The 18,754-nt window shown below is 46.4% G+C and carries 16 protein-coding genes and 6 tRNA genes; 7 read left to right on the top strand and 15 right to left on the bottom strand.

Going from position 1 to position 18,754, the window contains the following annotated elements; genetic code table 11:
* Positions 1-24: 24 nt before the first annotated feature.
* The gene (locus tag DDZ15_RS10040) at positions 25-1,194 is read right to left on the bottom strand and encodes a glycosyltransferase (protein ID WP_109646964.1); all 1,170 of its coding nucleotides are present in this window, start codon (positions 1,192-1,194) and stop codon (positions 25-27) included.
* A gap of 319 nt (positions 1,195-1,513) precedes the next feature.
* On the opposite strand from DDZ15_RS10040, the gene DDZ15_RS10045 reads away from it, so the two are divergent.
* Together DDZ15_RS10045 and DDZ15_RS10050 are read left to right on the top strand one after the other, a co-directional pair.
* On the top strand, positions 1,514-2,908 hold the full coding sequence (locus DDZ15_RS10045; protein ID WP_109646965.1) for a class II fumarate hydratase: 1,395 nt from the start codon (positions 1,514-1,516) through the stop codon (positions 2,906-2,908).
* Positions 2,909-3,098: 190 nt separating this feature from the next.
* Positions 3,099-5,510 (top strand): alpha-ketoacid dehydrogenase subunit alpha/beta, encoded by a 2,412-nt coding sequence (locus tag DDZ15_RS10050; protein ID WP_109646966.1) that lies wholly within the window; start codon positions 3,099-3,101, stop codon positions 5,508-5,510.
* A gap of 166 nt (positions 5,511-5,676) precedes the next feature.
* Here DDZ15_RS10050 and cyoE read toward each other — a convergent pair whose 3' ends face one another.
* Positions 5,677-6,585, bottom strand: a complete 909-nt coding sequence (gene cyoE, locus DDZ15_RS10055) for a heme o synthase (protein WP_109646967.1) — start codon at positions 6,583-6,585, stop codon at positions 5,677-5,679.
* Positions 6,586-6,908: 323 nt separating this feature from the next.
* Here cyoE and DDZ15_RS10060 point away from each other — a divergent pair, with 323 nt between their 5' ends.
* Entirely contained in the window at positions 6,909-7,832 is a 924-nt protein-coding gene (locus DDZ15_RS10060; protein ID WP_109646968.1) for a COX15/CtaA family protein, read from the top strand.
* Positions 7,833-7,839: 7 nt separating this feature from the next.
* On the opposite strand, the gene DDZ15_RS10065 is transcribed toward DDZ15_RS10060, so the two are convergent.
* Positions 7,840-8,172, bottom strand: a complete 333-nt coding sequence (locus DDZ15_RS10065) for a MerR family transcriptional regulator (RefSeq protein WP_199222937.1) — start codon at positions 8,170-8,172, stop codon at positions 7,840-7,842.
* A 72-nt stretch (positions 8,173-8,244) separates the two neighbouring features.
* Here DDZ15_RS10065 and DDZ15_RS10070 point away from each other — a divergent pair, with 72 nt between their 5' ends.
* Together DDZ15_RS10070 and DDZ15_RS10075 are read left to right on the top strand one after the other, a co-directional pair.
* Positions 8,245-9,213 (top strand): glycosyltransferase family 2 protein, encoded by a 969-nt coding sequence (locus tag DDZ15_RS10070; protein WP_242978983.1) that lies wholly within the window; start codon positions 8,245-8,247, stop codon positions 9,211-9,213.
* Between the two features lie 10 nt (positions 9,214-9,223).
* The gene (locus tag DDZ15_RS10075; protein ID WP_109646970.1) at positions 9,224-10,048 is read left to right on the top strand and encodes an SAM-dependent methyltransferase; all 825 of its coding nucleotides are present in this window, start codon (positions 9,224-9,226) and stop codon (positions 10,046-10,048) included.
* A gap of 17 nt (positions 10,049-10,065) precedes the next feature.
* Here the strand turns inward: DDZ15_RS10075 and DDZ15_RS10080 are convergent, their stop codons facing one another.
* Positions 10,066-10,356, bottom strand: coding sequence for a hypothetical protein (locus tag DDZ15_RS10080; protein WP_146198568.1), 291 nt, complete (start codon positions 10,354-10,356; stop codon positions 10,066-10,068).
* A 61-nt stretch (positions 10,357-10,417) separates the two neighbouring features.
* Complete coding sequence (locus DDZ15_RS10085; protein ID WP_109646972.1) at positions 10,418-11,101, bottom strand: SOS response-associated peptidase; 684 nt, start codon at positions 11,099-11,101, stop codon at positions 10,418-10,420.
* A 445-nt stretch (positions 11,102-11,546) separates the two neighbouring features.
* On the opposite strand from DDZ15_RS10085, the gene DDZ15_RS10090 reads away from it, so the two are divergent.
* Positions 11,547-12,539, top strand: coding sequence for a c-type cytochrome (locus DDZ15_RS10090; protein WP_109646973.1), 993 nt, complete (start codon positions 11,547-11,549; stop codon positions 12,537-12,539).
* A 60-nt stretch (positions 12,540-12,599) separates the two neighbouring features.
* Here DDZ15_RS10090 and DDZ15_RS10095 read toward each other — a convergent pair whose 3' ends face one another.
* From DDZ15_RS10095 to DDZ15_RS10140, 10 genes are all read right to left on the bottom strand, one after another.
* Positions 12,600-13,676 (bottom strand): rod shape-determining protein, encoded by a 1,077-nt coding sequence (locus DDZ15_RS10095; protein WP_109646974.1) that lies wholly within the window; start codon positions 13,674-13,676, stop codon positions 12,600-12,602.
* A gap of 177 nt (positions 13,677-13,853) precedes the next feature.
* On the bottom strand, positions 13,854-14,540 hold the full coding sequence (locus DDZ15_RS10100; RefSeq protein ID WP_109646975.1) for an SDR family oxidoreductase: 687 nt from the start codon (positions 14,538-14,540) through the stop codon (positions 13,854-13,856).
* A gap of 23 nt (positions 14,541-14,563) precedes the next feature.
* A complete protein-coding gene (locus DDZ15_RS10105) occupies positions 14,564-14,728 on the bottom strand; it encodes a YqaE/Pmp3 family membrane protein (protein ID WP_109646976.1) in 165 nt (54 codons plus the stop codon).
* A gap of 817 nt (positions 14,729-15,545) precedes the next feature.
* A tRNA-Glu gene (locus tag DDZ15_RS10110) sits at positions 15,546-15,618 on the bottom strand.
* Between the two features lie 84 nt (positions 15,619-15,702).
* A tRNA-His gene (locus tag DDZ15_RS10115) sits at positions 15,703-15,779 on the bottom strand.
* Positions 15,780-15,815: 36 nt separating this feature from the next.
* Positions 15,816-15,888: transfer RNA gene (locus tag DDZ15_RS10120), tRNA-Glu, on the bottom strand.
* 113 nt (positions 15,889-16,001) lie between these two features.
* Positions 16,002-16,072, bottom strand: a tRNA-Cys gene (locus DDZ15_RS10125).
* A gap of 14 nt (positions 16,073-16,086) precedes the next feature.
* A tRNA-Arg gene (locus DDZ15_RS10130) sits at positions 16,087-16,160 on the bottom strand.
* 130 nt (positions 16,161-16,290) lie between these two features.
* Positions 16,291-16,364 (bottom strand) — tRNA-Pro (locus tag DDZ15_RS10135).
* Positions 16,365-16,555: 191 nt separating this feature from the next.
* Positions 16,556-17,515: a glycosyltransferase family 2 protein gene (locus DDZ15_RS10140; protein WP_109646977.1), complete on the bottom strand. Its 960-nt coding sequence runs from the start codon at positions 17,513-17,515 to the stop codon at positions 16,556-16,558.
* A gap of 67 nt (positions 17,516-17,582) precedes the next feature.
* On the opposite strand from DDZ15_RS10140, the gene DDZ15_RS10145 reads away from it, so the two are divergent.
* On the top strand, positions 17,583-18,686 hold the full coding sequence (locus DDZ15_RS10145) for a hypothetical protein (RefSeq protein WP_109646978.1): 1,104 nt from the start codon (positions 17,583-17,585) through the stop codon (positions 18,684-18,686).
* Positions 18,687-18,754: the final 68 nt, after the last annotated feature.

Below are 18,754 nucleotides of genomic sequence, written 5' to 3' on the forward strand. Positions count from 1 at the left end.
CGTTGCAAGGGCGGCAATCGCCGGTTAGCTGAGTTTTTTACGGCGCATCTTTTCATATATGCTAAAAAGAAGATCAAAATGTTCATCTACAGTGCAGATCAAATCTTCTGCAGCCTGTAATGCTGCCTGGCAAAGCTCACTTCGATCCCGGTTTGAGATAGACAGAAGGGCTTCGGCGAGCTCATCTTGCTTACCGGTTGCATAGATTTCCGAGTACTCTTTGCCGGCAAGTTCTACAGCTCCTCCGCGGTCGGGAACCACAATTGGCAGACCGCTGCAAAGTGCTTCGGCAACGACAAGACCATATGTCTCAGCTCCTGAGCCGTGTACAAAGAAATCTGCACTTGCCAGAATATCTGCAAGATCATCCCGGTTTGAGGTAAATCCCATCAATTTTACATGGTCAGACTTGTCCGACTTATGTTTAATCCACCTCTTGAGGGGTCCGGACCCGAAAATAATAAGCCCCATCTCTTTTTTTTCAGAAGCCTTAATAAATCCATCAATAATAGTGCTGAGGCGTTTTTCAGGATGAAAGCGGCTAATGCTGACAAAGAGTGATGCATTTTCACCCAATCCAAGCTCTCTGAGTAACTTCTTTCTGAGTTCATTGCTGCGGCGCTGAGGAGAAAAAAAGGATTTATTGATGCCGAACGGTACTGCAACAGGGTTTTTGAGCCCAAATTCACGAACCCGGGCCTGAAGCCACTGTCCGCTTACAATGGTTGCATCAAATTTGTGACTGAGACGCTTCAGGTAGTTCCAGTAAAACCCAAACATCCGGTCAACCTGATCCATAGAAATCAGGTTTCCCAATAGTGTTTGCGGATAGACGGCAACAGGGTCCTGGTGGAAAATGAGGGATTTTACCGCATCGCCCTCCCAGTTTCCCGCAAAGTGACCGCCGGTCCACGCAGATGATCCTTCCACAATGTCTGGTTTTTCCCTGTCAAGAATCCGATGTACCTCCTTTTGTCGCCAGAGAATTACATATCTGGGATCAAGCGGAAGCGGAGGCCCTTGTACCCATATCACCCGACCGCCAAAACGCTCCTCTTCTCCGGCTTCGCGGCCCGGAGCAACCACAATCATCTCATGGCCGAGTCTTGCTGCTGCCTTCAGCTTTTGATTAATATAGGTTTTAACACCGCCGCCCTGGTCGGTATAGAATTCAGCGACGTCAATTACTTTCATAGAATAATGATTGGATGGAACGGCCCGAACGGTCTTGCGGCAGTATAATGACTCCGGTTATAAAAAGTGGTGCTGCAGGCCATTTTCCTCTATAGGGTTTACTTCTGTGACGATTGATGAAAAGTAGCGGTTTTGAATTTGTATGCAAAAGATCTCACGCAGAGAAAGATCAACCTAACCATTCATTGAGAGCATTATGAGAAATATGCAGAAGGAGATGAACGTAATTTAATGAATTATTGAAAGCGCTTTTCTTCAAATTCAGGCGAAAATTCCATACATTTTAAAACTGTAAGTAATGCGAAACCAATAGAAAAAGATGAGCGATTACCGTATCGAGAAAGATTCCATGGGTGAAGTGAAAGTGCCTGTTAATGCTTATTATGGTGCCCAGACACAGCGTGCTTTTGAAAATTTTCCGATCAGCAGAATAAGATTCAGCCGGTCATTTATATCCGCTCTTGGCCAGATTAAAAAATGTGCAGCGGCCGTAAACTCAAAGCTTGGCTTAATTGATAAATCTGTTGCTGATGTGGTACAAGAGGCTGCCGGAGAGGTAATGGCAGGGAAATTTGACGATGACTTTGTACTCGATATTTTTCAGACCGGTTCAGGCACTTCCACGAACATGAATGCCAACGAAATTATTGCCAGGCGTGCCAATGAATTGATTAATGATGCCGAATCGCCCATCCACCCAAACGACCATGTAAACTTCGGGCAGAGTTCAAATGATGTAATTCCGACTGCCATCCGGATTGCGGCCGTAACGGATGTGCGGAAGAATTTACTGCCGGCCCTTGAGCATCTGCATAGCACACTTCTAGAGAAGGGTGAGCAATATAAAGAGGTAGTTAAAACGGGCAGAACTCATCTGATGGATGCTATGCCGGTTACATTTCTGCAAGAATTCAGTGGATATGCCAGACAGGTTGAGCTTGGCATGGAGAGGCTGCGTTCGGCGTTGGGCAGAATGGCTGAACTGCCACAGGGTGGAACCGCTGTCGGTACAGGAATCAATACGCATAAAGAGTTTGGCAGGCGTTTTGCGGCTGAGCTTGCATCCGAAACAGATTTCGAATTCAAAGAAGCATCCAATCATTTTGAGGCGCAGGCTACCGTGGATGCACCGGTTGAGCTTAGTTCACAACTGAAAACCATCGCTGTCGGGCTTATGAAGATTGGCAATGATTTCAGATGGATGAATTCAGGTCCAAACAGTGGTATCGGAGAGGTTCAGCTTCAGGCCCTGCAGCCGGGTTCCTCGATCATGCCCGGAAAAGTAAATCCGGTGATTGAAGAGTCGCTCACCATGGCCTGTGCACAGGTTATCGGAAACGATACAACCATTACCGTAGCAGGTCAATCCGGTAATTTTGAACTGAATGTCATGCTTCCTGTAGTTGCGCACAATCTGCTGCAATCAATTGAAATTCTGGCTAATGCTGCAAGAAATTTTGCGGAACGTTCTGTAAAAGGTTTGAGCGTTCGCGAAGAACGGATACAGGAAATGGTTGGGAAAAACCCGATTTTGGTAACCGCCCTGAATCCGCTGATCGGATACGACAAAGCGGCAAAAATCGCAAAGAAAGCATTTTCGGAAAACCGTGCGGTTTTTGAAGTGGCAAAAGAGATGACCGACCTGTCGGATGAGGACTTGCGCAAAGCGCTGGATCCCATGAACATGACATACGGTGGTTTCACGGAGTCGTAAAATATTTTAGGTACGGGAACAATTCTCCCTTATTTTTCTTTCTGTTGATTTTCAGAAACTTTACTTATCCGAGAAGCCGGACGAGTTAAGTACAATAAATTATTCATCAGGTTGATACAGCATACAGGCTAAACGTTAGCCTGCGGTGCAACGGTTTAACAGGTAAATATTCAGATATAATTACTGATTTATGAAGAGCAAAGAAGCATCTAACACCACCTATTCAAAAAAACAAACCACCGAAATCCTGAATGATTTCAAACTTGCCTGTATGAGCCGCCAGATGTCGTTGCTCGGACGAAAAGAGGTGCTGACAGGAAAAGCCAAGTTCGGAATTTTCGGCGACGGCAAGGAGCTTCCTCAGTTGGTGTTGGCAAAGTTCTTCAAAAAGGGAGATTTCCGTTCAGGATATTACCGCGATCAGACTCTGATGATGGCAATTGGAGAACTTACAGTGGAACAGTTTTTTGCCCAGCTGTATGCCAATCCCAGTCTCGAAGAAGATCCGCATTCCGGAGGACGCCAGATGAATGCCCATTTCGCGACACGCCTGATCAATGAAGACGGTAGCTGGAAAGATCAAACCGCAACAAAAAATACATCCGCAGACCTATCTCCCACGGCCGGACAGATGCCACGACTTTTGGGTCTTGCTCAGGCATCGAAGGTGTATCGCGAAAACGAGCTTCTGAAAGACTGGAATGAATTTTCTGATAACGGCAATGAAATCGCCTGGGGCACGATCGGAGATGCCAGTACATCGGAAGGATTGTTTTGGGAGACCGTAAATGCAGCCGGTGTACTTCAGGTGCCAATGGTTCTCTCTGTGTGGGACGACGGTTATGGAATTTCGGTTGCTAAAAAGTACCAGACAACCAAAGAAAGTATTTCAAAGGTGCTAAGGGGATTCAAGCGAACCAAATCAGAACCTGGATTTGAGATTTTTACTGTGAAAGCATGGGATTATGAAGAACTTCTTACCACGTATCATGACGCTCAGACTGTGGCGCGCGAAGAGCATGTCCCGGTTCTGATTCATGTAGAGGATGTAACCCAGCCCCAGGGACATTCCACTTCAGGCTCTCATGAACGGTATAAAAACGAGGAACGGCTGGAATGGGAAGTTGAACACTGCTGTATAAACAAATTTAAAAATTGGATCCAGAATGAAGGGATTGCAGGCAGCAAAAAACTGCAATCAATTGAAGATGAAGCAAAAAAGGAGGTAAAAGAGGCGCAAAAAAGGGCATGGCAAACTTTCCAGGAGCCCATTAAACAGCAAAAAGAGGAGCTTCTGGCACTTTTCGATAGCCTTTTACAGACTTATGGTGATCAAAACCGGCTGACCGAGATTCAAACTCAGCTAAAAAGAAAGAATAGTCCCCTCCGCAAGGATGTGATCTCTTCGGCAAGGAGAGCTCTATTTGCATTGCGGGGTAAAGAGTCACAGGCCATGTCCGACCTTAAAAACTGGCTGGAGTCTCTGAATGAGGAAAACAATGAATTCTTTAATTCAAATCTTTACAGCGAAACGCCAAAGTCACCCGTTCATGTGGAAGAAGTGCCGCCTCAGTACGATGAGGAAGCAAAAAAGGTGGATGGCAGAATGGTTCTTCGCGATAATTTTGACACCCTGTTTGAAAAAAATCCCAATACGATTGTGTTCGGGGAGGATGTGGGAACACTCGGTGGAGTGAACCTGGGCCTTGAGGGTTTGCAGGAAAAATATGGCAAACTGCGGGTAAGCGATACCGGGATCCGTGAAGCTACAATTCTGGGACAGGGTATGGGCATGGCTCTGCGGGGTCTGCGGCCTATTGCAGAGATACAGTATCTGGATTATCTGCTCTATTGCTTTCAGGGCCTGAGCGATGATGTGGCAACGATCCGTTATCGTACTGTAGGCGGACAGGCTTATCCGCTTATTGTGAGAACAAGGGGCCACAGGCTGGAGGGAATCTGGCATTCCGGCTCACCAATGGGTGTGCTTGTAAATGGCCTTCGCGGAGTTCATGTATGCGTGCCAAGAAACCTGACTGATGCTGCAGGTTTCTACAATACCCTTTTGCAGGGAGACGACCCTGCACTGGTTATAGAGCCCCTCAACGCATACCGCCTCAAAGAAAAACTGCCCCAAAATCTTGGTGAATTTACAGTACCTCTCGGTATTCCGAAAATTATCCGGGAAGGCACGGATATTACCGTCGTATCCTATGGCTCCACCTGTAATATTATTGAGAGCGTGCTCCCGGATCTGGAAGATGCAGGGATTTCGGTTGAACTGATTGATGTGAGGACACTACTGCCATTCGATCGCAACAACATGATCGTTGAATCACTGAAGAAAACGAATCGAATCCTTTTTGTTGACGAAGATGTGCCCGGAGGCGGTACAGGGTTTATGATGCAGCAGGTAATTGACGGGCAGGGCGGCTATCGTTATCTCGACAGCGAAGCAAAATGCCTGTCAGCTAAAGATCACCGCCCGGCATACGCATCCGACGGGGACTATTTTTCCAAACCGGCTGCCGAGGATATTATCGAAGCTATCTACGAAATCATGCATGAGGCGAACCCTGCGATGTACCCTTCAATAAGGTAACATTGCAGGTGAAGTGCATTATGTGAATCCGTGTGAAAGCTCATTTCTCTTAATCTTCTAGGGAAAGGAAATGCCCAAATTCATCTGAGCGGATGGCTTATGTATGGAGCAGGAAGGGCATGCATTGCAGATTGACTGCTGCGCAGCTACGGAGTTATTAAATGGCTCAAAGGATCATCCAGTCGAGGAAAATGAAGATCCAGATAATTGGCAGGTAAACAAACGAGGCGAACATCAGCGATTTGGCTGTAGGGTTGTCGCGGTAATACGAGAACCGGATGCCATACCAGATAAAGCCCAGTGTAGTAATGATTGATCCTGAGAGATAGAGCCAGCCAAGCAGTTCCATCACATACAGCTTGTAAACTGTGGGAATTAAAATTAAGAGCGGAATCATAATCCAAAGCACAGTTTTTAATCCGCCCGGATCATTTTTTGGAAGCATTTTAAAACCTGCGTGCTCATAATCATCCCTGCAAACCCACGCAATTGCCATTACATGGGGGATTTGCCAGCAGTAAATGAGCCCAAACAGAATCCACATCCCGTGTTCAAAAACGGTGCCTGTAGCAGCAGCCCATCCTCCCACAACAGGCAAGGCGCCCGGAACAGCCCCGACAAATACATTAAGGGCGGAAATCCGTTTAAGAGGAGTATAGGCAAACAGATAGATGATGGTTGTGGCAAGGGATACAAGCCCTGCCACAAAGTTCACCAGCACAATCAGGTAGATGAGCCCGGCTAAAATCAGTCCCATTGAGAAAATAAACCCGTTTCTGGCAGAAACCCTAGAATCAGGCAGAGGTCGTTTACTTGTGCGGCGCATCAATCCGTCTACACCGCGTTCCATGAACATGTTGTGTGCGGCTGTACCGGAAGCGATCAGCCAGGTCCCGAGTGTAGCGTGCAGCATCAGTGTAAAGCTGAAACCTGCCGCCGATCCCATAAGGAACCCGATGAGCATGCTGGCCACCACGGTAAAAGTAATGCCGGGCTTGGTCAGCTCAAAGTAGTCGCTGGCTATGTCCAGAAAAGTTCTGGGTGCGCTTCTGATTTCTGTATCGGTTTGACTCATTGATCACTGTAAATTTTAATCGCCAAAAAATAACCAATTTGAATCTGAATTGTTACTCAAAAGTTGGGCAATAGGATCCCGCCCGGTATATGGTTAAAACGGCTTCCCAATAACTCTTGAACCCTATATTACGTATTTAGAAACCTGACTTGATTACACTATGAATAAGTTATTATGTAAGAAATTTTTCGATCTGTGACGAATTCATTTAACAAGCTAATGGTTTAGGTGTTAACTTTAGCATGCACAGGCTGCTTAGTCTTAAAATTGCAGGTCAGCACGTTCAGGGCCAGTTAAGAATCTCATAGTTTCAAACAGATAAAATGACATTAAATCTCTATCAAAAAACGGCTATAACCACAGTTATTGCAACGCTGGTTTTAATTTTTGTAGGAGGTTTGGTGAGAGCGTCCGGCGCGGGACTGGGTTGTCCGGACTGGCCGCAGTGCTTCGGTATGTGGATTCCGCCAACCAGTGCAGCAGAACTTCCCCCTCAATATGATGCATCACTGTTCAATCCGCTTCACACCTGGCTGGAGTATATCAATCGCCTGGTTGGGGTACTGATTGGACTGTTTATTACAGCTACATTTTTGATTTCATTCAGATATCGAAAATCAGACCCTGTAATAACGGCCTTTTCGGGTTTGGCATTTGTGTTGGTGATTTTTCAGGCATGGCTGGGCGGCCAGGTAGTCCGGTCGGGTCTGAGTGCAGGAATGATAACCATCCATATGCTTATGGCCATGACCATACTTGCAGTACTTTTGTATGCAAGTTTTCGGGCGATGAACAGCCGGCTGATTTCGCCTATTTCACCGTCTACACGGAAAACGCTGCTGTGGGTCTCGGGAGGGATTCTCTTCTTTACACTTATTCAGATGGTTCTCGGTACGCAGGTCAGAGAGGAGGTGGATGTAGCAAAAAATGTGCTTGAACTCCCCCGGGAGGGATGGATTGAACACCTGGGTTTTATTTATGAGATCCACCGAAGTTTTTCATGGCTGGTGGTGATCCTGTCGGGTGCACTTATCTATTTTAACCGGAAATTGAACGTACCCGGACGCCTCAGTAAACTGGGATGGATCATCGGTGTACTGGTTTTGCTGCAGGTGATTGCCGGAATAGGTCTCGAAAGGCTGTTGATGCCCGGTGCTCTGCAGGTTGTTCACCTAACCGGAGTAGCCGTGCTGATATGTGCGGAACTGCTATACCTTCTAATCGCGGTATTCTCCAAAAAAACCTGATTTTCGATCAGAGTTTCTCAAGAAGCTTGTTCAGAAATAATTTTACTTCATTCAGATCTTTTTGCATTTCAGCAGTCAGAACCTGATTGCTTTCATTTGCGGGATCCTGGTCTTCTCCTTCAATTATTTTTTTGGCTCCCGCAGTACTGTACTTTTTCTCCTGAACCAGGTGTTTCAGTTTCAGTATCAGCGTAATGTCCTCCTCACGGTAGGTACGGTTGCCCGCCTTGTTTTTACGGGGGGAAAGATCTTTGAAAACGGTTTCCCAGTAACGGAGTACGTGTGGTTCAATATCGGTGATTTCACTTACTTCACCGATTGAGTAATACAATTTCTTCATGGCAATGAAATCCTTTATTTTCAGCTTTGATCAAAAAGATATTCCATTCCAAAGTAATAAATTTGAAGACGATTGGAGGAAAAAAAATCAGATATCGGGGAAAGCGATAAAAGCGGCTCTCCGGAGGTGAGTGTTGTAATACCGCTTCTGAATGAAGAAAGCTCCCTGAGAGAACTTGCTCAACTCATTGGGAAGGCCTTGCAAGGGACTGCCTACGAAATTGTGTTTGTGGATGACGGTTCTACAGATGGTTCATGGGGTGTTATTCGGGAGTTGCATGCCCTGAACCCGAATGTCCGGGGAATCAGGCTTCGCCGAAACTATGGTAAAAGCGACGCTCTTCAGGCCGGTTTTGAGGAAGTCCGGGGTAAATATGTTGTAACCATGGATGCCGATTTACAGGACGATCCCAATGAGATCCCGGAAATGATAGAGATGCTGAAAGGCGGCAGTGATTTGGTAAGCGGATGGAAAAAGGTTCGTCATGATCCGATCACGAAAACGGTTCCCTCACGTTTCTTTAATGCGGTTACGCGATGGACAACCGGCATCAGGCTCCACGACTTTAACTGCGGGCTGAAAGCATACCATCGAAAGGTGACGGACGAGATCTATCTTTATGGTGAACTCCACCGCTATGTTCCTCTTCTTGCAAAGTGGAAAGGGTTCGGGAATATTTCCGAAAAGCCCGTTAAGCATCATGCACGCAAATACGGGAAAACGAAATTCGGACTGTCAAGATTTCTGAACGGTTTTCTGGATCTGGTAACCCTGCTCTTCGTGAATCGGTACATGCAGCGCCCCATGCATTTCTTTGGACTTTTCGGAGTCATCTTTCTCATCGCCGGCGTGGCTATAAGCGGATATCTGGCCGTCATGAAAATCTTTTACGGAGAGAACCTGGGCGACCGCCCGCTGTTGTTTCTGGGCATTCTGCTCATTGTGGTCGGAGTTCAGTTCTTTTCCATTGGATTCCTGGGTGAGATGATCAACAAGGGGCAGGTAGACCGCCAGAAACCCTCTATCGCCTCCATACTCTGACCAGCTGCTTATGAGCCGTATCGCGTACGACCCCGTCAAGGATAAATTTGCACGTATCATCCGTCACTCGGAATTACTGAGGCGAATTTTTTATGCCACACTTGACCTGGTATTTTTGAGAAGCTGGCATATCAGAAAGGTACTACGTGAGCACTGCAGAAAGCTTGACCGGCAGGGCGAGTGGCGTTTACTGGATGCGGGATGTGGTTTCGGTCAGTATGATCGGTTTATTCTCGATGAATTTGATCATGTGAAGATTACATCCATAGATATTAAAGCCGACTACATTGAGGATAATACATCTTTTTTCAGCGAGCAGATTTCAGAGGGTAGAATCCGGTTTGATGTGGCTGATTTGCTTAATTACCAGGACGATACAGAGTATGACGCCGTAATCTGTATTGACGTGCTTGAACACATAGCAGAAGACAGAAAGGTAATGCGAAACCTTAGCCGTTGCATGAAACCGGGTGCATATTTTTTAATGCACTCGCCTTCGCACTACTCGGCTGAGGATGCGGACGAGGATGATTCGTTTGTGGATGAACATGCCAGAGCCGGGTATTCAAAGGAAGAAATCGGAAGCAAGCTGATGGAGTCGGATCTGCATCCTCTGAAGATTCACTATACCTACGGGAAGTGGGGGCATCGCGCGTGGACGCTTTTGGTAAAATGGCCGATGGTATGGTTTACCCGGTTTGGCCTCCCGGCCGCCATTCCTCTGCTGATCTACTATCCGGTTGTAACACCTGTGTCGCTCTTGATGAATGCGGCCGATCTCTACACTGCAAATAAGAAAGGAACGGGGATTTATGCACTTGCCCAAAAGATCTGATCTCCCTGAACATTATTCTATTCGTTGAAAAAAAGCATCTCGTCTACCTCCTGTACCATCTTCCAGGAGATGGTTGACGTATCGAATACCAGGTGGAAATACCTTGCGCTATCCGTTTTTACCACGTAGTGATAGTGAAAACCTTTTCCAACACGCTCTCTGTGAACCTGGCGGATCTGGGCAATCCGGTGTTTTTCCCCTTTTCTGGTTTCAAACCGGTATGGGGTGATGTGATGCCTTAAGGATGGATTTGCAAAACCTCTTACTACATTCAATACATTGATCGGTGGATATTTCTCTTCACTCATAAACTGCTCCGTGTTAATGGAAAAACAGTTTACACATATATCACACATATATCAACCGCGGTCAGGAAAAAAGATCCTGATAGGGCTCAATCAGGCCCTCGCCCGTATTACGAGCGTTGTTAACGCGGGTATCTACCCGGTGATAGGTGATATCGTTATCTGGCCAGGGGTGAAGCAGATCCTGCAGCATATCTTCAGACTGGTTTTCAGGATTCAGCCAAATGCGAAGCTCGCTGTCGGCAAGCATAGCAGGCATACGGTCGTGAAGGTTCTGAATTGGCTTGTTGGCCGGAGTGGTTATGATGGTATAGCTGTTAACCACATCACCGGAATCCGATTTCCACGTCTCATACAATCCGGCCAGGTTTATCAGGGAAGATGCCTTTTGAGTAATATAGTGAGGTATTTTACCCGACGAGGTGTTCTTCCACTCATAAAACCCGCTGGCTGGTACCACGCAGCGCTGTGAACGGAACGGTTTGCTGAAAGACTTTTTCTTTGCAAGAGTTTCGCAGCGTGCATTAATCATTGAATAACCTGTATTGATGCTATCTGCCCAAAAGGGAACCAGACCCCACCGGAAAAGATTGATTACCCGCCTGCCTTCATGAGAAAGCACAACGGGCATCTGTGCGGAAGGGGCCACATTATATTTAGGGCTGAATGTAAACGTGCCTTCCTGAACAGCACCGTATTTACGTTCCAGTTCTTCAAGAGTTGCTTTTAAAACGTATCGTCCGCACATAATATGGTTATTGATTGGATATGGCCTCAATAAACGTGAATTCCATGAGAGGAATTGAACACCAAAAGGGGGGTGCTCATTACTATTCCTAACACCGGGCTGCCGTTAAATTACTAAATAGATCCGACAGAATGCAGATAAACCGGGGTTACCGCAGCTGGTTTGTCGTAATGGCAGGCAGAAAAAAATATAGTTTTTGGTGAGTGATTAAGTATGGTTCAGGGTGCTGAGTTAAGCTGCTGTTCTCTTATTTCTTTTCGATTTACGAGTGAGGTCTGAATTGGTGGTACATGTGTAAATCCATGCTGCCCATTGAGAAATGGAAACGACAAACCTGCTGATTATTGCGGATTTTCAAAAAAATGCATTACTATTGTCTTTGGAGTTGCTATTCCTGTCCGGCCAATATGGTAAAGACCCGGCATAACTAAACAGTGGGGGATTGATGAAAAAAGTAGTGAGAATTGTGCTGTATCTGCTTATTGTGGTGATCGCAGCAACGGCAGGGGTTGTTGCATTCATAGCTTTCGCCTTGCCAAATACGAAACCTGCCCCCGCGATGAGCATTGAATTAACGGAAGAACGCATAGAGAGGGGAGAGTATCTGGCAAATCATGTAATGCTCTGTATGGACTGCCATGCCGTTCGGGATTTCAGCCTTTACGCAGCACCCCCGAAACCGGGAACAGAAGGCGCAGGTGGGGACGTCTTCGATCAGAAAATGGGTTTTCCGGGTCGGTTTGTATCGCGCAATCTTACACCTGCAGCACTTTCGGATTGGTCTGACGGTGAAATCTTCAGGGCGATAACGACGGGTGTATCCCGGGACGGTACAGCACTGTTTCCCGTGATGCCGTATCCCAATTATTCCAGGCTGGCTGAAGATGATATTCAGGCTGTTATTGCATATCTGAGAACGCTGGAACCTATCGAAAATGAATTGGAAGGATCAAAACCTGATTTTCCGGTCAGCGTACTGATCAATACAATGCCCGTGAAGGCAGACCTTCAGCCAAGGCCATCAAAAGACGATGTGGTTAATTATGGAAGATATATCATTACAGCGGCGTCATGTGGTGACTGCCATACCAGAATGGAGAACGGAACGTATGTAGGAGAGCCCTATGCGGGCGGTAATGAATTTATAATGCCGGATGGATCTGTAGTGCGTGCAGCGAATCTGACTCCGCACGAGACCGGTATTGGCAACTGGACGGAAGAGTTGTTTATCAACCGATTCAAGATGTATGCCGATAGTTCGTACAATCCACACCTTGTTGAGGCAGGTGAAATGCAAACCATCATGCCCTGGCTTATGTATGCAGGCATGGATGAGGAAGATCTTTCAGCGATGTTTTCATACCTCCGCACTATTGAGCCGGTGGAAAACAAAGTTGTAAAATTTACACCGCCCCCCGAGTTTCAGGAAGGCGATTAAACTTATGAGGGCGTGCCGTAATAGGGTTGCTTCTCATTCCGCAAAAATATCCCCGGATATTCAGGAAACCACAGCGCGGTAAAAGTCCAGATTGTCGAGAACGGCGCCCGTTCCGCGGACCACGGCTGTTAGCGGGTCTTCTGCAATGTGCACCGGCAGATCGGTCATCTCTGTTATTCTCTTATCCAGATTTTTAAGCAGGGCACCGCCTCCGGCCAGAATGATCCCTCTGTCCAGGATATCAGCTGAGAGCTCAGGAGGTGTTTTCTCAAGTGATTTCACAATAGCCTCGACAATGGCATTAACCGAGATGGAAATGGCTTCCCGCACATCCGCAGAAGTAATGTGAATGGTTTTGGGTATGCCGTTAACCAGGTCGCGGCCTTTAATATCCATCTCCAGCTCTTGTTCAAGAGGAGAAGCTGAACCGATCTCACATTTGATCTTTTCAGCTGTCCGTTCACCTATAAGAAGATTATGGGTCCTTCGGAAGTAGCTGATTATGTCATCGTTCAGTTTATCGCCTGCCAGGCGAACAGATTGTGCATGAACAATTCCTGAAAGAGCGATTACCGCAATCTCGGTTGTTCCGCCACCGATGTCAACGATCATATGGCCTTCCGGCTCATGAACGTTGAGGCCAACTCCGATAGCAGCAGCCATGGGCTCTTCAACAAGATAAACCTCTTTTGCACCGGCATTCTCCGCACTGTCGCGCACAGCTCGTTTTTCAACGTCTGTAATACCGCTCGGCACACAGATCACAATTTGCCGGGTTGTGGAGTACCAGTTTTTCTTTACATTCTTGATCATACCCCTGATCATGTGTTCTGCAGCTTCAAAATCGGCAATCACACCGTCACGCAATGGTCTTACAGTCCTGAGTTTGCTGTGTGTTTTTTCATGCATAAACCAGGCTTCCTGACCTATACTGACAGGCATTCCGTCTGTGTTGAATGCGACAATGGAAGGTTCACGCAGTACAATCCCATTGCGCTTGGAAGAAATCAGAGTATTTGCTGTACCAAGGTCAATTGCAATGTCATTGTAAAAGAGATCCAGCAAACCCGATTTTTTCTCTACAGGGTGAAGATTTCCGTTCTTGTAATGGGGATTTTCGGCTATAGCTGGTTCCATGGAGTGTTCTGATTAAGAGCTGAGAGAGTACGGTGCCATAAAGGTTCAGGCATTTGAGTATTAGTAAAGAGTAATCATGCCTGTATCCGTTACAAAATAATTCAATGCCTGCAGAGCCCGATTGGCTGCTTGTGTGAGGCAATGGCAGTGAAGTACAAAAACCGGATTGGTTACATATTAGCCTGCGGTTTTACCCGGCTGGAGAGACCTGACCTGAATGTTGGTGTAGTGGTGATTTTTAGGCATACTCAGAATGTGAATTACGGATTCAGCAAGATCACCGGGGCTAAGTTTATTCTTTTTTGAATCAGAAAAACCTGTATCAACAGAGCCCGGAGAGAGGCAGCTTACCTTTATTCCATAGTCGCGAAGCTCCAGATGAAGCGATTCTGTTAAACCCACAACTGCATGCTTGGTTGCACTATAGCAGGCCATTCCTGCTATGCCATTTGTACCTGCACCGGATGAGACATTAATAATATGCCCTTCCTTTCTCTCCTTCATATCGGGCACCAGAAGCCTCGTGGTATAGAATATTCCGTGAACATTGAGGTCGAAAAGGTTTCTCCAATCATCGGACGCCATATCTTCAAAACTACCTTTATAACCTGCCCCTGCATTATTAATGAGAATAGGTATGTGCCGGCCAAGTTTTGTTCTTGTATCCTCAAATCCTTGTTGAACGGAAAGCTCTTTTGTAAGATCGACAGAGAAGTGGTGAAAATTTTTGTGTGCAAATGCTTCAGGTTTGGTGCGGCTCCATCCTGCGACGACGGCTCCTTTTTCAATCAATGCCTTGGTTATTGAGAGTCCGATTCCGCGGCTTGCACCCGTTACCAATGCAGTCTTGTCTTTGATGTTCATATGTGGTCGACGATTAATTTTAATCAGGTATCGTGTTTAGCAATAACCCAAACAGCATGAATGATGCCCGGAATATAACCAAGAACGGTGAGCAGGATATTGAGCCAAAATGCTCCTCCGATTCCCACAGTCATAAAAACACCCACAGGTGGCAGAAGTATGGCAAGAATTAGACGGATTATACTCATGAGATATTTGGTGTGGAGGTTAGCAGGTAAATGGAATTCAGCTTTAATAAAGGTAATCGAAGGCTAAAAAGAAAAATTGAAAAGGTGCAGAGGCAGCACCTGCCATAATCCAGGTCACCATCGGAAAATAGATCCTGGAAATTCAAAAAAAGGAGAGGAAGCGGATAAAAGGCTGGAAAAAAGGATATCTCTGAATTAAGAACATTCGAGATAAGGAAGGGAATTGTAAACGTTTCCCATTCAGCGGAGGAATTTTTAAGTGGAACCCGGTGCTGCCGTTGTGAAAGGGTGCGGCAGTGAAAGTTGGAAAGGAAGTTCTTAGGACTGAGAAACCGGATACGGGCTCATGAATTCCAAGCCTATATCATTCGGAGTGTGGGATATTGGAATTTGGAATTATTATCGCTGTGCGAAATTAAAGTACCGCGTACGGGATTTTCCCTCAGGGATCCCTATGGGGGAACCCGGTGCTGCCGCTGTGAAAGGATGCGGCAGTGAGAGCTGGAGAGGAAGTCGTTAGGACTGAGAGTCCGGAGAAGGGCTCATGAATTCCAAACCTATATCATTCGGAGTGTGGGATATTGGAATTTGAAATTATTATCGCTGTGCGAAATTAAAGTACCGCGTACGGGATTTTCCCTCAGGGATCCCTATGGGGGAACCCGGTGCTGCCGTTGTGAAAGGGTGCGGCAGTGAATGTTGGAGAGGAAGTTGTTAGGACTGAGAGTCCGGAGAAGGGCTCATGAATTCCAAACCTATATCATTCGGAGTGTGGGATATTGGAATTTGGAATTATCATCGCTGTGCGAAATTAAAGTACCGCGTACGGGATTTGAACCCGTGCTACCGCCGTGAAAGGGCGGCGTCCTAGACCCCTAGACGAACGCGGCTTATCCGTTGTGAAGCGTGTAAATTTACAGTGAATAATATAAATACGCTATACGCTTGCACACTGAGTAAATGTTCTTAGAAAATGGGGAGCCTGATGGGATTTGAACCCACGGCCTCCAGGGCCACAACCTGGCGCTCTAACCAACTGAGCTACAGGCTCCGTAAATGAAATTATCTTCGCTGTGCAAAGTTAAAGTACCGCGTACGGGATTTGAACCCGTGCTACCGCCGTGAAAGGGCGGCGTCCTAGACCCCTAGACGAACGCGGCTTTGGGTTGTTGATTTTTGATTGTCGGCTGTTGGATGGCAACACATCGCCAACCGGTCAGGCCTATTGACTTATCAATCAAAAATCAACACTCATAAATCATCAATAAAAAAGAGGCGACAGGCGGATTCGAACCGCCGTACGAGGTTTTGCAGACCTCTGCCTAACCACTCGGCCATGTCGCCTGTTAAATTATCAGTACGCCCGTCAGGACTCGAACCTGAAACCTACTGCTTAGAAGGCAGTTGCTCTATCCAGTTGAGCTACGGGCGCCAAACCGGATAATTCAGAAATTTACAGTCATTTCCGGGTCCATACTTCAATAAAACATGTCAAATAGTGAAAAATTTCTGGTCGCTCACATTAAACAAAACCAGAATTTTCTACTGTACAAAAAGTAAAGTCGGGGAGACAGGATTTGAACCTGCGACCCTCTGCTCCCAAAGCAGATGCGCTACCGGGCTGCGCTACTCCCCGAATAAATCATGATGCACTGCATGGCTGCTAACCGAGGCAGTGAACAATCCGGTTTACAAGTATCATAATGTCAATGAGCTGATTTTGCCATTCGGCGGGGCTTCTGCGCCCTTCAAATCAGTTTGTCAAAAGAATTAAAAGATAAAGGATTTGAATTCTGAATGCAACGAGATGAGGTCAAATTCTTTAAGCTAATCTCTTATCTCCCTAAACATTTCCTGTATCAAGCCGGCGCCATAAGCCGTAAGCTGAATGAAAGCTGCGGGCACTGAAAGCAGAGCAACGTTGAGGCTTTTTGATATCCTGTAACTGTCGGTAAATAAGAGAGCGGCGTAGAGGAGATACAATAACGGGAGCATACCGGCAACCGGCACCCTTAAAACAAGAAAAAGCAGTGAAGCAGGTATACCGATCAGAAAAAGAACCGGGAGCAGATGGATTGTTTGAAGCTGGTCGGGATAAAACCTCCGGATATTGACTCTTGCCCGGCCAAAGAAGTGAAGCTGCCGGAAAAACTGGCCAAAATTTGTGCGCCGTTTGTGGTAAACGTAGGCATCTGGAATAAGAGCCGTTCGAAATCCGGACTTAATGATTCGCAGGCTGAACTCAATATCTTCTCCCATTCTTGTAATTTTGTATCCTCCTGTTTGCTCAAAAACCTCCCTTGAAATACCCATGTTAAAACTTCGGGGGTGAAACTGGCCGATTCTTTTCTTGCCGCCACGGATACCCCCGGTCGTCAATGGGGAGGTCATACTGTAACTGATGGCTTTCTGTACCGGTGTAAAAGACGGGTGAGCCCTGTCAGGACCACCCCAGCAATCTATCCTGGCCGACTTGATTTTTCGATTTACAGCTTCAAAATAGTGTTCGGGTATGATACAGTCTGAGTCAAATACGACAAAATATTCGCCCTTTGCGCGTTCAAATCCATAATTTCTTGAGAATCCTTGTCCGCTGTTTTCTTTATAGTAGTATCTTATATTCAGCTTGCCGGAATACCGTTCAGCAATGGATTCACATCGTTCATCCGAACCGTCCTCAATAATAAGAACTTCAAAATCGGTAAATGTCTGACGGGTAAGGCTGCTCAGCAGTTCGTTAATCTCATCCGGGCGATTGTATACCGGAACAATAATCGAGTAAAGCATGTATGCATTTCATGAAGAAATTTTCGTTCTTTAGTGCCATCAATATAAAACATTATAGTTCCTTTCAATGAAGCATCTGTTGGTTTTCGCCGTATTATCACTATCAATTCAATCTGTTATTGCACAATCGGTAACCGTCTCAATTGCCGATGGACAAGCAGGAAGAACTGACGATCAGGTCGTTCTCAAATCCGGGGTTGCGGAAGTTACAGGTAGCGATCTTTCAGTAAAAGGAAACAGGGTAACAAATACCATGTCCTGGTCGGTTTCTCCCGGTGGGAATAAAATCGGGGCGATGACAAGAAATGGTATGGTAGCTTACCGCATGCTCGACTATTACGGTAATTCAGTTGCAAATACGGAACTCGAATTTTTCAACTCTTCCGATGAAAGTATTGCGGTATACCAATTTGATGACGGACGGGCCGTTGCGAGAGACAATATTGCCAACTTCACATTTTTTGATGCGGACGGTTCCGTAGTGTACTCCATATCAAATAGTTCACAGAGCTCAGGCGGAGAACAGATTTCCCGCCTTGCTGCCGATCCTGAAGGAAAAACTATCGTTCTGTATAATCCGGTAATCTCCTACGATAGCCGAACAGGATCAAGAGCCCAGATTGTATATGGGCAAGGGGATGTTACAGAGTTTTTCAGATCTGACTCAAGGGAGATCAAACAGGTGCGTGTAGCGGATGATGGCCTGTTCATTACGGTTTTGACAAGCGGCCAGGCCAGCGACCGCGTGCATGTTTACGACCGCTTTGGAAACGAAATTCATACGATGGATCTTGAACCTGAACGGCTGGGTGTGACCCTGAGCGGGAGAGGAGAATTTCTTACTGCCTACGGTGCAGGGAGAGTGCAGGTATTTAACATCATAACAGGTGAAAGAGTAGGCAGCAGCAGCTCCCGGACAGCGATTCTCTACGGAGAATACATACCTGAAGATGAAACCATTCTTGTCTTTGGAGGAAATGCTTCCGGTTCATCCGTAGCCGATGCAACCGTGATAGCAGTTCATGTGGGAAGGAGACAAATTGCAAGAACCAATCTTGACAGAACTGCGGTTATGCGGGAAAAAGATTATCTCTCTATTGTGCGAACGTCCACGGGAACTTACCGCATGAAAGGTCTGAATCAGGAACTTGAAATACGCACTTCATTTTAAAAAAAATGAAGGAAAACCGGCCGGTTGGACTATCAGTCAATGATGATCCGGGCCGGTTTGCTCAAGGC

The organism is Rhodohalobacter mucosus, assembly GCF_003150675.1.
In the GTDB taxonomy this organism is placed as follows: Bacteria; Bacteroidota; Rhodothermia; order Balneolales; family Balneolaceae; genus Rhodohalobacter; species Rhodohalobacter mucosus.